Genomic DNA, 15,217 nt, shown 5'->3' with positions numbered 1-15,217 from the left:
TTATTGTAGATTGTCTTCACAATACTAGGCGATACTTTTCATATCGCAACAGATCACACCATAATTGTAATAAAATTCAACTTTAAAGCGAATAACTATACACTTATTATATCTACATTACCCATTTAAAATTCATCATGTCCTAAAATAATACCACACCAAACCCAACCATTCATGTAAAGCCCGCAATGACTTATCCAATGCAAAGCGATTCGGAATAAATCTAAGTAGATTAAATTCAGTATCAAAGGTGTAATCTACAGGAGCTACTACTAAATCTGCCGCCCAATGCTCTCTAAAAGAATAGGTCGAGCGAGTCATATGGGTTGCACTGGTGACAAGAATAATCCTATCATATTCATCCCTAAGCAAAGCAGTAATATTAGCCGCATTCATCCAAGTGTTCAAGGATTCTCTTTCAGTAATTATCTGCTCTTCAACAACACCCCAATCAACTAAGACATCCCTCATTATCTCTGCTTCCGATAAACCTTCAACTCCTGGTGGTACTCCACCACTAACAGCCAGATCAAAGCCAGTCTGATTATGTAACTGCCATCCACCATGTAGCCTAGTTAAGGTAGTATTTCCGAGCTCTTCTCCCAGTGGTGTTCCTCGTACTACACCACCTCCTAAGACAACTATAACAGTATCTTCTCTCTCAAACAACTCTTCCTCTGCAATAGGAGCAAATCTCTGTTCTAATGACCTAACTAAGAGCACCTCCCCCCAGTAAGAACTTAGACCATAGATTAAAACTAATAAGACAACTAATGGTAGAACTATTTTACTCTTTAGAGTCAAAGAAAACTCTTTTCTTTTTAGGTGTAAAAATAAGAGTGAGATCAATAATAATAAAATAAATAGTCCCGGTGGTAACATTAAACTCGATAGAAATTTAACAATAAAAAAGCCCATCTTTTCCTCCTTTCAATTGATATAAAGCATAGCTTTATATCAATAGTTGTCAAGAATCAGGAATCAGTAGTCAGTAACTTCAAAACCATTTAATTCAAGAACTTTTAAAGAACTTGATCTTATGGTTTTACTGATTGCTGATTCCTGTGGCACTGAAAGTACCACATTATTGTAATAAAATTTTACTCAAAATTAGTTTTACTGTCAACTTTTATAATGAATTTAAGTAAATATTTTATGTAATCAACATACCAACAGTAGGTTCGACCCCTTGTAGTGAAACATTGACAGACTTTGCCTGTAAATTGCAAAAGTGAATATTGGAGGTTACGAATACCAAACCCTATTTGTGTAAAATATTCAGGGTGTCGTAAGACTAATGGTACTCCCAAACCATTATTGATGTTAACCACATTAGGAAAGAATCCCCCTACAAGTCAAAGACTTTCCGTAATAAATTTTCTGAATTTTTAATTTAGATGGAGAGATTCACAATAAAAATAACCTACTCAATAACAAAACTCTATCTTTGTAATTACAAAGATAGAGTTTAATATATCTCTTAAGTTATCATCCCCCACCAGAAGGTGGGAAGATGGTCACTTCATTATCTTCTTGTACCTTAATTCTGACCATCTTCAATTGTTGTTAACCATCTAACTCGTATTTAACTCCGACTCTTTCAGTTCAAGCTTCTATAAATAAACTACTTCTGCATATTAATTAATATGCAGCATTGTAGATATCAATAACTTGTTCTTTAGTAGCAGTTCTTGGGTTAGTTGCACTACAAGCATCTGCTAAAGTAGGGAAGTCTTCCTTCTTGACACCTTCTATATCACTTAATGTTGCTGGAATACCTATATCTATAGATAACTTTTTGATAGCATCTATTCCCTTATCTGCTGCATCTCTAGTAGATAATCCATCAATATTTTCTCCCATTGCTTCTGCAATATCAGCTACACGTTGTGGGTTAGAAATCAAATTATACTCTGTTACATGTGGTAATAAAATCGCATTACAAACTCCATGTGGCAAATCATAAAACCCACCTAATTGATGAGCCATTGCATGAACAAAACCAAGTGAAGCATTATTAAATGCCATACCTGCTAAAAATTGAGCATAAGCCATATTATCTCTAGCTTCAAAGTTATCTCCATTAGCAACAGCATTTCTTAAATTTTCTGAAATTAACTTAATAGCCATTAATGCTGCTGAATCAGTCACTGGAGTTGCAATAGTAGACATATAAGCCTCAACAGCATGAGTTAAAGCATCCATTCCCGTAGCTGCAGTTAAAGCAGGTGGTTTTTTCATCATTAAAACCGGATCATTAATAGATGCATTAGGTGTTACTCTCCAATCAACAATCGCCATCTTAACATGACGCTCTTCATCAGTAATAATACAGAAACGAGTCATCTCACTAGCAGTTCCTGCTGTAGTATTAACAGCTATTAAAGGCATCATCGGTTCAGTTGACTGATCAACACCTTCATAATCTTTAATTGAACCTCCGTTAGTAGCAACTAATGCAATTCCTTTAGCACAATCATGTGGACTACCTCCACCCAGAGAAATTACAATATCACAATCTTCAGATTCTAAAAGATCTAATCCAGCTTCTACATTACTAACTGTTGGATTAGGTTGTACACCATCAAATACAACAAATTCTAAACCAGCCTCTTCAATATGCTGTGTTACTTTTTCTACAATCCCTATTTCAACTAATACACTATCTGTTACTACTAATGCTTTCGTTCCTTTGTTGTCTTTAATCAGTCCCCCAATATCTTCTACCGATCCTGCTCCCATTACATTAACTGACGGCATGAAAAATCCATAAGTTTCTTTCATAATATTAATCCCCTCCCAATTATTATAACTTTAACTTTCTGACACTTAAATATAAATGCAACTATCATTCCAATTATCAGAATTTAATGATTATTATTTTTTTTGACTTAAATAATTGATTTCAAAGGGAATTTTTACTTAACTACTTCAAATTAGAGTAATAATTTTTTAATTATCACGCTAAGTAGTTCGTTCTTATTCCATTTCAGCACAATAACGAAAGAAAATCGAAATTATAAATGTTCAAATTTAGAACAGTGTTAGAAAAAATAACACTCACTCCAGTTCAATATTATAATTATCTATCTTCCGATAGAGAGTATTTCTAGCAATTTGAAGACAGTCAGCAGTCTGGCTTATATTACCATCAAAATATTGTAGAGCATTCTTTATTGCCTCTACTTCTGCTTCCTGCAAAGACAAGAGTTTATTTTTAGGCTTAGTTCTAATCGTATCTCCCTGTAAATAATCTGGTAAATGATTCATTTTAATTAGATTGCCTTCTACTAAATTCAATGCTCTCTCTATTATATTTTCTAATTCTCGCACATTACCGGGCCAATCATGATTCAATAAGGCTTTTTCCACCTCTGGTTCAATCTTAATCCGACTCTTTCCTAATAGCTGCCCATGCTTCTTAATAAAATTCTCAGCTAACATGATAATATCATTTCCCCGTTCCTTTAAAGCAGGCAACTTGATCTCAATTACATTTAAGCGATAATAGAGATCCTCTCGAAACTCTTTTTTAGCAATTCTTTCTTTTAAATCTTGATTCGTAGCAGCAATGACCCTCACATTAACAGGAATTACTTGATCACTTCCTACTGGAGAGACCTCATTTTCTTGCAATACCCTCAGTAATTTAACTTGAGCACTTAAATTCATCTCCCCAATCTCATCTAAAAAGATGGTTCCTCCATCTGCTAATTGAAATTTCCCTTCTCTCCCTTTCTTTTTAGCCCCCGTAAAAGCTCCTTCTTCATAGCCAAATAATTCACTTTCGATTAGATTATCTGGTATAGCCCCACAATTTAATGTCACAAATTTATTATCCCGACGTGGACTTTTATTATGAATAGCTTGAGCAAATAATTCTTTTCCTGTTCCGCTTGACCCTAGCAACAATACAGAAGAATCATTAACTGCAACTTTGCTGGCTAAATCAATAACTTTCGTTATAGCTTCACTCTGACCAATAATATCTGCAAAAGAATAATTAGTCTTAACCTGTTTTTTAATTGCTGACTTTTTGGATACAGAATCTTTAACTTCAATAATTACATCAGTAACATCTCCGGCAGCATTAGAGATTAATTTAGCCTTAGAAGCAAGCTGAAACTTCTCTTTTTTCAAATTCCAGACCATCTCTTCTGTCTGCTCTGCCTTAACCGATTCTAATAAAGAATCAACAGTTGAATTTGGAAAAAAATCTTCAATCCTCTTCCCAATACAGTCTTGAGGCGGATACCCCAAAACCTGACTTCCTTTTTGATTAATCTGAGTGATTATTCCTTCACGATTAAGATTAAATAATCCCTGATCAACAGAATTTAAAATTAAGCTTTGTTTCTTTTCTGAGAGAACTAGATCTTCTTCTATATCCTTGACTAATAATCTATTCTGAATCAATCTAGCTGCAGCCATTACCAACCCTAATGTATGAGCATGGGCCAATTTATAATTCCCCGAAATATCAAGAATACCAATAAATTCATTCCGGGCATTAAATATTGGTGCTGCTGAGCAGGTCAAAAAATGATTCTGTTCAGAATAATGCTCACTAGCATAGACAGTTAACGGTGACAACTCTTCGATTACCGTTCCAATAGCATTAGTTCCTTGCTGCTTTTCAGCCCAGTTGGCCCCTTCAATCAAATAGATATCTTTTGCCTTTTCTTCAAAGTTACTATCACCAATAACCTTCAGAATATAGCCCCACTTATCAGTTAAAATCACAGCAAAATTGGAACCTTTTATTGCTTGATACAGCTCTTTCATAATAGGGGTAGCTACTCTAATTAAATTACTAAACTTTTCTAATTTTTCCTGAAGATTGTTCTGTTGCAAGACATAGGTTTTATTATTAGCAAAGGGATCAATTTGATAATCAGTACACCTTTGCCATGAGCGACCGATTTCAGGATCAATTTCATCCTCAACTTCGCCATTTAAAATAAAATTCTTCCAGGCAGTAATTAACTTCCGTTTATCATTCCCCTTCATATCTCCCCCCCTTTTTTTAGTATAGTGCTCTCCTTACAAGTCTTATTAGACTTTCCGTAATAAAAACCATTTGCTAAATTAAAGCCTATCACTACAGTGCTGTGCAGATAGCTAATTTTTTCAATTACCAATATCTTGTTTTAGTTGAAAGTACTAAATTTATATACTGATAAACTTTAATTTAGCTTGTCCGCTTTACAGTCATCCAACTGTAAAATTAAAGTTAATTGCTACTAAGTGGCACTTTTCGTTAAGCATACTTTTTAGTAAAGACAGGTCTCTGTGACTATCCCTACCGTTTCTGAATATCAAAAGTGACACATAATTTCACTTTAAAGTTGGACATCAATAATTAATAGAGTTTCCCCATTTTTTAAATATAGTTAATTAAACGTTTGAATTAATCAAAAAAGGTGAAATAATCTCCTAAATTTGGTATGCTCAGTTTGCAAACAAAACCAAACCAAAGAGAAGATTATTTCACTATGATCAATTATAACAGACTTATCTAGCAATTTAAACAAAATCATCAGCTTTTTCAAATAAAATTACTGGATATATATCTAAACCCAAAGCCAAACTACTTTATTAAGTAATCTTGCTAGAACATTAAAAGAAGATATAACATTGAAGAAAACTATTAGTCTTTTATCTAGAAATTTTAAAAACTTTATTGAACCCCTTATATATATTCTAACAAAATATCGTTAATTCCTACAAACAATTGATATTAAGTTTATGAGGTTCCCCCATTTCCTTAGCCTTAAAACTTAAGCTATTTTATAAAAAGCTAGCAGGTTCCCTCTTAGCCACTATTAATTACTTCTAACATCTCCTCCAATAATTCATCATCCTTCAGCCGAAACTTAAATTCTACCCGGCGTGATTTATCCCGATTAACCGAACCATCTTGGTTTGTAATCAAATTACTCTTCGATCTACCATTAGCTGTAATTCTTTCCTTTAACAATTCTTTATAATCATACTCAGGAAACTGAGCACTCAAAATATAACGCACTACACTATGGGCTCTCTGCTGAGACAACTCTAAATTATACATATAACTACCAACATCATCAGTATGACCCTCAACCACAATCTCTGAAACATGTTCTCGATACTCCGGGGCCAAAATAACATCTATATATTCAGGGATAAACTCTTCCAGCTCTTCTTTGAACTGTGGTTGAATCGTATCTTTTCCAAACTCAAATAAAACACTACCACTAAAGCGAATAGCACCTGTTTGCTGATCAACTTCAATATCCAGATCAGATTGGGCAAAAGTTTGACTTATATCCCTTACAATCTCAGCTCTAACCCCCATTAATTGTTCAATCTGCCTCTGATAATAATCTAATTGATCCTGTTGCTGCTCCAATCGATACAATTGTGACTGTCTCATAAATAAAGTAATAATTAAAAATAACAGGATTACTAAAATAATTGTAGTCAGTAAATCAGTAAAACTAGGCCAAAAACTCTCCTCCCCTGCTGTTGAACTTAAAATCCGTCTATTCTTATTTAACATATACTCACCCTTTAATCCTTTTGACTATCTTTTAAATATTCTTCTAACTCTTGTGAGGTCAATACATTTATATCACCAGATATTTCTAATTCTTGCTCTCCTTCATTTTCTTCTGGATTTTCTTGTGATTCTTCTTCTGAAGTTGTAAATAATTCTTTTAACTCACTACTAAACTGATTATTTTGATTCATATTTTCAGCTAATTCATAAACTGCTGTATTTAAATCTTTGATTGCTAACTCTAGATCATTAAGATTAAAATCAATATCACTTAAGAAATTACCTAATACAGTATCTATATCTTCAAACTTTTCATCAATTAACCGTTCTGTTATCTCTATATAATTTTTAAACTCTTCCAAAACATTTTTCAATTCCTTACTATGAACTTGATTAAAGTTATTCATTATTCTTTCTAACTTGTTGATTTTAGCCGACGTACTTTGATCTAATGTCTTAGCTAAGTTATTTACTTTATAAATTAACTTTCCATTAGTCTGATTAATCTTCTCACAAGCCATTATCAACTTACTCTCTTCATCCTGCCGCTGCTCTAAATATTGACTCTGTTTCTTAAATTCTTGACTATATTCCGCTAAATAATCATTTAATTTTGTAATCAAATCATCTAACAACTGACTTTGTGATTCATTCTCTTCTACAATAGCATTTTCTAATTCTCCTATTGTCTCACTAAATCGTTCAGTATAAGTTTTAAAACTATCTTCTGTCTTCTCTGTCAACCTCTTCAACAGCCCAAGTTCTTCCTTGAGAGTTTGATTACTTTTATTTTGAATTTCAGTCTGTTCTTTAAATAACTTCAAATAACTCTGCTGTTTTTCTTGTAAATTATCAAACACCTTAAATAATGAAGCAAAATTATTATTCAAATCATCAAGCCCAACCTTAAATTGCTGATTAAAGTCTTTACCATGCTGATAAGTCTCTTTTAATTGCTGCTGAATTATATCAAATTTTTCAATACTTTTATTTAACCGATAATTAAATTGATTCATATGCTCTCTTCCTTGCTCAAATTCAGCAGAAAAGTTTTCAAAACTATTCATCGATTGATAAATATCTTCTAGCACTCCTCGCAGCTGATTAATTGAATTAGTATAAGTAGTAGTCAATGCTTCTTGTAATTGATCGATCGATTCAGTAAATAGATTTCGTTGCAGATTAGCAGTATAAACTCGGTTATCAAGATGATTTTCTAACTTTAACATAATTTTTGTCAGTAATTCCTCAGCATTAAACAGCTTAGTTACAAAATTAACAATTAATGAGTATAACATTCCTATAATACTGGTATTAAAAGCTATCTGCATTCCTGACATTACCGACCCAAACTGTTCTAAATTAATATCTGTAGTCGGTAATTGGCTTAACGAATAATATAAACCAATAAATGTCCCTAAAACTCCTACTAAAATAAAAAAAGAAATAGACTTCTGAATAAAAGTTAATGAGCTTACAACTGGAAATGTCAAAAAAGAACCTTCCGTTCCTAAGTCAGACCTTCTTCCGATTTCTACTTTATAATCAGCAAAATAAGATTCAATAAATGAACGAGTATTTACCTGGGTTAGTGAATTCCCTAATATCTCTTTATATTCTACTACTAACCTTTTAACTACCCCTTGATTCAATCCTCCTCTATCAATCTTTTGATTCAATGAACTTAATTCTTTAAATATCTTACCATAAACCCCTAAATCAATAATTAATAATACGGAAAGTCCTAAAAAAACAGTTAAACTGATCAAGTTACTAAAGAGCCCTTGAATAAAATATAGCATTATTAACTCCTTTCTAGTTAATTAATTGACCATCTTTATCTATTTTATATTCATTCTTTATGGTAATTATTTTAGAATTAGAATATTTTATTGGATTTTTGGTCGTAAGTGACTAAGTAAAAAGTGAATCTATTAAAAACAGTTTACAGTTGACGGTTGACAGTTAAAACCCTTAAAATCTTAAATCAAAATCACTTTAAACCCATAGTCCTAATTGTTTTTAGAAGTTTTAAGCTTTTAAGGTTTTGATCTTAACTGTAAACTGTTCACTGTACACTGTCAACTCAATAATGTGGCATAAAAGTGCGACATTATTGTAACAAATCTCTACTCAAAATAAAAAAGCAGAGGAATAATTCCCCTGCTTAAAAATCTAATCCCTCTTCTTTTTCGTAATTAATTTCTTAATCGTCTTCTTATCATCATCTACTTCTTCAATTATCTCCTCTTCTACCTCCAATACATCCTCCTGCTGATCAGTATCAGGTTGCTCCAATGCTAAAATATCTTCCAAATCAGCTCGCAATAAATTTTGTAAATCTATTCCAGTTTTCATTAAGCGAGCTATGCTATCTTGAAATTCAATCAATTTTTCAGGATTAATCTGCTCCATATCTACTACTTTCTTTAACTCTTCAGCCTCAGCATTAACTAGCTGAGCAAGTGCTGTTCTAGCTAAAGCAGTAGATTCTAAAACATCGGTGATTGCCTCTTCTCTATCTTTTTTCTGCGGTAATAATTCTTCAAACATAATATCCAACCCCTTTTTATGTTAATAAATTTATTATTTTACATTATATTCTATTAAGAAGTTGGGCTAAATATCACTAAACTTAATAAATATTTAATTTGAATTGATATCCCTATGTGTTAAGATATTTATCGTATGGTAGTGTTAAAAAAGAACAGAGACCATTAATTGAAAGAAAATCTCTAAAACCAAATTAACAAAATCAGAAAGAAAAGAAATAATTGAAATCACAAATAGCAAGAAATATGCAGACTTTCCACCATCGAAAATTGTACCTAAATTAGCTGATAACGGTAAATATATTGCATCAGAATCAACTTTCTACAGAGTCTTAAACGAAGAAAAATTATATACTCATAGAAGCAAATCTAAAAAGCCTGTTAAAAGAGAAATTCCAACTCATATAGCTACTGAGTCTAATCAAGTTTGGAATTAGGATATAACTTAGCTTAATGCTTTTATTAAAGGTGAACACTTTAAGCTTTACTTAATTGTTAATATGTTTAGCAGATTAATAATTACTCATGAAGTTTGGGGAAACAGAAAATACCCAGTACTCTAAAAAATCAATTAGAAAAGCAACCATATCTCAAGGTATAGCTAAAAAAGATAAACCAATTGGAGTTCTAACTGGAAGGTATTCAAAGAAATTTTTAGTTAAATACGACAACTTACTTGATAAACACCGCTTTAAGGAAAACTCATTCGTGATAATAGGAAAATACTAGGGAAATGTCAACTATTAATGTACGTTTGTAATCATGATGTTTGTCTTTTTACTGAGATCAATCTGCAATGATTTATCCAAACCTATCAAATCTAAAACTGTAACTATCGGTCTTAATTTATTATTTTCATTTACTTTTGTCACTACAGCTTTATGTCCAATACTCAATTCAACTATACTTCCGATTGGATAAGGGGTTATTATTTCCAAAAAAACACTAGCTATTTTCCTATGTACTTTCTTCTCGCTAATTGAAACATATAAATGCTCTATAACCTCAGGAATCTTTATCCCCTCACGGTAGACTCGATCATTTATCATGGAATCAAAAACATCTACAATAGAAACTATCTTAGCATAATCTCTTATATACGCCGCTGAAAGCCCTCTTGGATAGCCTGAGCCATCACATCTTTCATGATGTTGATAAGCTATCTCTGCTGAGACATCAGGTACTTCTTCATGTTCTTTTAAAATTTTATAACCATAAGTAGTATGTTTTTTTATTTCTTCAAATTCCTTATCAGTTAACTTACCTGGTTTATGAAGTATTTTAGCTGGAATTTTAGCCTTTCCAATATCATGTAAAAAAGCTCCTATCCCTAATTCTTTCAGCTGTTTATCAGAATAATCCATCCTTTTACCAATTAGTAATGATAAAATAGTTACATTAGTTGAATGAAAAAATAACTCATCTTCTAATTTACGCACGTCCTTTAGACTAGAAAACAACTTATCATCTTTAGTAATCAGATTAATCACATTATCAATTAAATCTAGAATTTGCTTGCGATCTGAATCATCAACCTTATCAGTTTCAGAGCCGGCTTGATTTAAATAACTTTTAGCACAAGTTATTATTTCTTTTTTTACCTCTTCAGGGACAATCTCTTTTACATGAAATACCTTTCTATTCAAATTTTCTTTTTTGATATATACATTTTTAATATTTAAACTCTTAAGTTTGCTAATGTTTTTTTTAGTCAATTTTACCCCTTCATTCAATAAAATATTACCATCAGCTGTATAAATTGTCTTTCCTAAAATGTCAGCTTCTTTGATCTCAGAGATTTTAGCTAATATATTCAAGAAACCACTCCTTATTCTGAACATAAAAATTTTAGTTAATTTATATAATTTGAAAAAGCTATTGTGGAAGAAAATATTATTTCCTATAATTATTGATATTATTAGATTACTAATTAAAGAAAAAACATCAAACTCCTGCAAATTTGATGTAATAAATCTATAAAATGTCAAAAAAATAGTAATTTTGCACCTGATAATCTACTCTTAACCTTACTAAAATTAACCATCAAAAACTATTATAATACAACTTTACAACTTTTTTGTTACAAATCAATTAAATTCTTTCTAGCTGCAGCTTTATCCGTCTTAGTTAGAATTAATGCAAATTCATCTCCTCCTATCCTAGAAGTTACATCCTCATCTCGAGTAGCTGAATCAAATATTTTACAATCTTCTTCATATAATTATCTCCGACCTTATACCCATAATTATCATTAATATACCTAAGTCCATCAAGATCACCAGTAATTATAGCTATTGTATCTCTCTTGAATTATTTAATCTTCTTATCTCATTCTCAAAGAATCTTATATTTATACAGATCTGACAAAGTATCATGAAATGACATATAATCCAATTGAGAGATTATATTATCTGTTTTTCTGACTATAAAAATATGACTTAATATAACAGAGATAACAAATAGTATGATTATACAGACAATAATCGATTTTTGAGTCTTATTCGTCTCTTCAAATAATACCGCATCATCTATCTTGCAGATTAAACCATCTCTTATTCCACTAAGCTTATAAGCATAAAAATATTGCTCATCAATATTGTTTAAAGAATTATACTCTATATTATTTAGAACATCCGATTTCTTATCTGTTATTAATCTATAATTAACTCTTCCTTCATTCAAAGAATCAATAAATTCATCAATTGAAAAGACAACTATACCATGCCCCAAAACATTACCTTTTCCCACAATCGGAGATATAAGCACTACAGTAAAATGATTATCAATCTTCTTAAATTTTGTAATATCATCATATCTTCTATGTGCCTTATAACTTTTTCATCTGAGATTTGCTTCGAAACAGTTTTTGACGTAATTGCAGCTAATCTAGGATTTACTGAGTATTCAAAAACACCACATCCAATACTATCAACTTGTAAAGTGGAGAATACTAGTGATGAATTTTAATATCTAAAAGGATTTTGATAGTTAGTATAGAAATTAATTTACTAGCATTGCATAAAAGTCAAATCACTAGTATTAGTACAAATTATTAATTACTGAGTATTTAGATATTAAAGATAGTCTTTATTCACATTTTTCAAACAGATATTTTTATTAAAGTATTACTGGATCATACATCCAATACTAAAAGAAGATGTTCAACATCACCTTCTTTCACTTGTTATAATGTGAATTTAAAGATTTCGTCATAATTCATCTTCCTTCTACCTTTTGAACTACGGGAAGGTGGTTTCTTTATCTTTTTTATAAGCAATTTCAGTGGCTTATAAATATTAAGCACCGTGTTTTACTATAGTTTTTTTTATAACTAAATTCTTGAAGAGTTTAGTTAAATAAACTGGAGCTAATTCTCTAAGTGATCTGGAAAGGTTTGATGTACTAATAGATTTTAAATTAATTATTTTTTGTAAAAAGACTATACTAACCCTAATTATAAGGAGTTTTTTTCTATTTAATCAACTATAATCGTGGTATTTTCAATTTGACTTTTTTAGATCAATTTCTTGCAATACTAGTATAAACATTTAAATTTTAGAAAGGAAGTGATTTATATGGGATATGAAAATAAAACCAATGAAAGTTTTATTAAGGAAAAAAATAATACTTATATGAATATTAATGATATTATTGATGTTGATTTTTTACAAGAATTTCAAGATAACTTCGCTAAGGGAATGAATTTGGCTAGTGTAACGGTTGATTTAAAAGGTAATCCAATTACTAAGCCAAGTTCTTACACAAGGTTTTGCAAAAATTATACTAACTCAACTGAAATAGGTGAAAAACGTTGTGCCAAATCACATAGAACAGGTGGACAGGAAGCTATTAAAAAAGGTTGTCCGGTAATTTATGAATGTCATGCAGGATTGATTGATTTTGCAGTTCCTATCATGGTGGAAGAAAAACATATTGGCACAATACTAGGAGGACAAATTTTAACTGATCAACCTGTGGAAGAAAAATATCGCAAAATAGCAGGTGAAATAAATGTTAATCCAGACGAATATGTTGATGCTGTAAAAAAAGTAAACATACTAACAAAAGAACGTATTCAGGCAGCAGCTAATGTTCTTTTCATTGTAGCAAATAATATGTCAACAATTTGGTATCAACAAAACAGATTAAAGCAAATGGCTAATATGCTAAACGAAAGTATTTCTCAAATAACTTCATCTACAGAACAGATGGCTGCAGCAGCAGATGAAGTTAATGATAATCAACACTCACTAAATAATGGAATTCAAGATGTAGAAGAAATATCTAATGAAATTAACAAAGTCCTTGATTTCATTAATCAAATTGCTAATCAAACTAATTTACTAGGATTAAATGCTTCTATAGAAGCTGCAAGAGTTGGAGAATTAGGAAATGGTTTTAATGTAGTTGCAAATGAAATACGTGAGTTATCGGAGAATTCTAAAAAAATAGTTGAAGAAATTAAAGAACTGATTTTCAATATAAAAATTAAAATTAGTACAATTGTAGAAATGGGAAATGCAACATTATCTGCAACTGAGCAACAGACCGCAGGGATAGAAGAGATTACATCTAATATTCAAGAAATAAATGTAATGTCAGAAGAATTATTACATTTAGCTAATAATTAAGCACTAATTTTATAGAATAGACTCAGAAAATCTCTTATGCTTATTTTAGGGGATGAATGGTTCTAAATATTAAGCGGAAACTTAAATACCACACTTCTTTTGAAGCCTCCGTTGTTTATCTCGGAGGTAGTTCACTAGAATTTTACTATTTTAAATCACTATAATTACATTAAAAAAGGTTCTTCTTCGATTTTTGTGAAAAATAAAGGCTCTTTAATTAATGTTATGAAAAATTCAGTTCATTGTAATCAACACCCATTGTAAAATAATTACAATGGGTGTTGAGCTTTATTTTCATTTTCATTTTCACTTTACATAAAAGCTAGAAATATTCTATCTCTTAGATTTTCTAAATTAGTTACTCCATATCCTATTCGTTCTGATTTATAAGTTCCCCACATATCCATGGATATAGCTTTTATGTTTTCTCTAGCTTCCTCTGACCACTCTTGTTCAAAATAATCTATTAAATTATCTTTCTTTCTGCTTGGAAGTATAGCAATTAATTCTTTTTCTTTTGAAACAGAAAGTGCACAGCATAATTATGCCTTTTGCGAATTGAAAATTCATCAATACTTAGATCTTCTAGATCATTTGCTATGCTTGTATAGTCTCTTCTTTGGGCTAACTCTACTATATATGATTCCAACCTCTTGGTTTTTTATCAAAGCTTGTGTAATCTTCGTTAAATGGATTGCTATTACAATTATCACAGCAATACCTTTTCTTTTCAATCCTAATTATAACTTGATTATCTCTAATGGGAATATCCTTTATATTTTGCCACCTGTGATCGTGAACTTTGTCAGTGATAGAGCCACAGTTAGGACATTCCCATTCTTTCTTTTTAGATTTTGCTATAAAAACATATACATCATCTAGAATTAATAAATCAGTAGCAATTAGATCTGGTAAATCAAGTAATTTTATGATATTATAAGGTTGCATTTGGTTAAGCTCCTTTCTCTTTTTTAATTTTTAAGTTGTGGTTACTTAAATAATTAGAGAAAGCTTGCCAAATACATTTTTATTTTTTAATTTTACATATTTTTACTCACAACATTAGTCAGAGACCCAAAATTATAACTATCTTGACGCTCTGCGGGGCAAGCCCACGCAGATTCCTCATTTATAGAACCTAGCCTTTTTACAGTTAATCTCAAGGATTAAATGCAAATTGGTCTTACAAGTTCTCCAAAGGCTTAAATTTCCGTACGCCCTACGGTATAGAAACTATCTACTAGCTAATTTTAGTTGTAAACCTTGTTGCAAAATGTTCTTACTAGCATTTATATCTCTATCGTGAATTGAATGGCACTTCGGGCATTCCCATTCACGTACACTTAAATCTTTAACTTCTTTATTTTGGTATCCACATTCGCTACAAAGTTGACTTGAAGGGAAGAATGTATCAATTTTAATTAATAGAGATAGGTAAGCCTTTGGTGTTATCTCTGGCTTTTCCCCCTCCTCACACCGTACGTGAGACTCTC

Annotated in this window: 12 protein-coding genes and 2 pseudogenes; 2 read left to right on the top strand and 12 right to left on the bottom strand. The window is 31.1% G+C overall.

The features are described 5' to 3' along the window. Positions 1–135 precede the first annotated feature (135 nt). The 6 genes from MWH25_RS11250 to MWH25_RS11225 all read right to left on the bottom strand — a co-directional run bounded on the left by MWH25_RS11250 (position 136) and on the right by MWH25_RS11225 (position 9,094). Positions 136–918, bottom strand: a complete 783-nt coding sequence (locus MWH25_RS11250) for a YdcF family protein (protein ID WP_248627751.1) — start codon at positions 916–918, stop codon at positions 136–138. 723 nt (positions 919–1,641) lie between these two features. Further along, positions 1,642–2,793: an iron-containing alcohol dehydrogenase gene (locus tag MWH25_RS11245; RefSeq protein WP_428832825.1), complete on the bottom strand. Its 1,152-nt coding sequence runs from the start codon at positions 2,791–2,793 to the stop codon at positions 1,642–1,644. A gap of 267 nt (positions 2,794–3,060) precedes the next feature. Next, positions 3,061–5,010, bottom strand: coding sequence for a sigma-54-dependent Fis family transcriptional regulator (locus MWH25_RS11240; RefSeq protein WP_248627750.1), 1,950 nt, complete (start codon positions 5,008–5,010; stop codon positions 3,061–3,063). Between the two features lie 805 nt (positions 5,011–5,815). Further along, entirely contained in the window at positions 5,816–6,541 is a 726-nt protein-coding gene (locus MWH25_RS11235) for an OmpA family protein (RefSeq protein ID WP_248627749.1), read from the bottom strand. Positions 6,542–6,552: 11 nt separating this feature from the next. Then, complete coding sequence (locus tag MWH25_RS11230; RefSeq protein ID WP_248627748.1) at positions 6,553–8,343, bottom strand: MotA/TolQ/ExbB proton channel family protein; 1,791 nt, start codon at positions 8,341–8,343, stop codon at positions 6,553–6,555. A 373-nt stretch (positions 8,344–8,716) separates the two neighbouring features. After that, the gene (locus tag MWH25_RS11225) at positions 8,717–9,094 is read right to left on the bottom strand and encodes an alpha-helical endospore appendage domain-containing protein (protein ID WP_248627747.1); all 378 of its coding nucleotides are present in this window, start codon (positions 9,092–9,094) and stop codon (positions 8,717–8,719) included. A 524-nt stretch (positions 9,095–9,618) separates the two neighbouring features. Here MWH25_RS11225 and MWH25_RS11220 point away from each other — a divergent pair. Further along, a complete protein-coding gene (locus MWH25_RS11220) occupies positions 9,619–9,822 on the top strand; it encodes a hypothetical protein (RefSeq protein ID WP_248627746.1) in 204 nt (67 codons plus the stop codon). A 14-nt stretch (positions 9,823–9,836) separates the two neighbouring features. Here the strand turns inward: MWH25_RS11220 and MWH25_RS11215 are convergent, their stop codons facing one another. The 3 genes and pseudogenes from MWH25_RS11215 to MWH25_RS11210 form a co-directional block, all read right to left on the bottom strand. Then, positions 9,837–10,910 carry an HD-GYP domain-containing protein gene (locus tag MWH25_RS11215; RefSeq protein WP_248627745.1) on the bottom strand — a complete coding sequence of 358 codons (1,074 nt, stop codon included), beginning with the start codon at positions 10,908–10,910 and terminating at the stop codon, positions 9,837–9,839. Positions 10,911–11,173: 263 nt separating this feature from the next. Continuing rightward, positions 11,174–11,382 (bottom strand): annotated as a pseudogene (locus tag MWH25_RS13220) (GGDEF domain-containing protein). A 45-nt stretch (positions 11,383–11,427) separates the two neighbouring features. Then, positions 11,428–11,841, bottom strand: a complete 414-nt coding sequence (locus tag MWH25_RS11210) for a hypothetical protein (protein ID WP_248627744.1) — start codon at positions 11,839–11,841, stop codon at positions 11,428–11,430. 827 nt (positions 11,842–12,668) lie between these two features. Between MWH25_RS11210 and MWH25_RS11205 the strand changes: the two genes are divergently transcribed. Continuing rightward, complete coding sequence (locus MWH25_RS11205; protein WP_248627743.1) at positions 12,669–13,724, top strand: PocR ligand-binding domain-containing protein; 1,056 nt, start codon at positions 12,669–12,671, stop codon at positions 13,722–13,724. A 311-nt stretch (positions 13,725–14,035) separates the two neighbouring features. Here MWH25_RS11205 and MWH25_RS13215 read toward each other — a convergent pair. From MWH25_RS13215 to MWH25_RS11195, 3 genes and pseudogenes are all read right to left on the bottom strand, one after another. Further along, positions 14,036–14,233, bottom strand: a pseudogene (locus MWH25_RS13215) (transposase); the annotation flags it as partial. A gap of 124 nt (positions 14,234–14,357) precedes the next feature. Next, positions 14,358–14,672: a transposase family protein gene (locus tag MWH25_RS11200; protein WP_248627742.1), complete on the bottom strand. Its 315-nt coding sequence runs from the start codon at positions 14,670–14,672 to the stop codon at positions 14,358–14,360. Positions 14,673–14,957: 285 nt separating this feature from the next. Next, a partial coding sequence (locus MWH25_RS11195; RefSeq protein WP_248627741.1) for a transposase occupies positions 14,958–15,217 on the bottom strand: 260 nt, incomplete at its 5' end.

The organism is Natroniella acetigena, assembly GCF_023227745.1.
Taxonomy (GTDB): Bacteria; Bacillota; Halanaerobiia; order Halobacteroidales; family Halobacteroidaceae; genus Natroniella; species Natroniella acetigena.
Note: the sequence above shows the minus strand (reverse complement) of the source record. Positions and strands in the feature narration are given on the sequence as shown.

What these genes read in the sequence shown, in the direction of transcription:
- MWH25_RS11230 (WP_248627748.1), bottom strand. Translation starts at nt 8,343, where the DNA reads ATGCTATATTTTATTCAAGGGCTCTTTAGTAACTTGATCAGTTTAACT.
- MWH25_RS11250 (WP_248627751.1), bottom strand. Translation starts at nt 918, where the DNA reads ATGGGCTTTTTTATTGTTAAATTTCTATCGAGTTTAATGTTACCACCG.
- MWH25_RS11240 (WP_248627750.1), bottom strand. Translation starts at nt 5,010, where the DNA reads ATGAAGGGGAATGATAAACGGAAGTTAATTACTGCCTGGAAGAATTTT.
- MWH25_RS11200 (WP_248627742.1), bottom strand. Translation starts at nt 14,672, where the DNA reads ATGCAACCTTATAATATCATAAAATTACTTGATTTACCAGATCTAATT.
- MWH25_RS11205 (WP_248627743.1), top strand. Translation starts at nt 12,669, where the DNA reads ATGGGATATGAAAATAAAACCAATGAAAGTTTTATTAAGGAAAAAAAT.
- MWH25_RS11225 (WP_248627747.1), bottom strand. Translation starts at nt 9,094, where the DNA reads ATGTTTGAAGAATTATTACCGCAGAAAAAAGATAGAGAAGAGGCAATC.
- MWH25_RS11235 (WP_248627749.1), bottom strand. Translation starts at nt 6,541, where the DNA reads ATGTTAAATAAGAATAGACGGATTTTAAGTTCAACAGCAGGGGAGGAG.
- MWH25_RS11220 (WP_248627746.1), top strand. Translation starts at nt 9,619, where the DNA reads ATGAAGTTTGGGGAAACAGAAAATACCCAGTACTCTAAAAAATCAATT.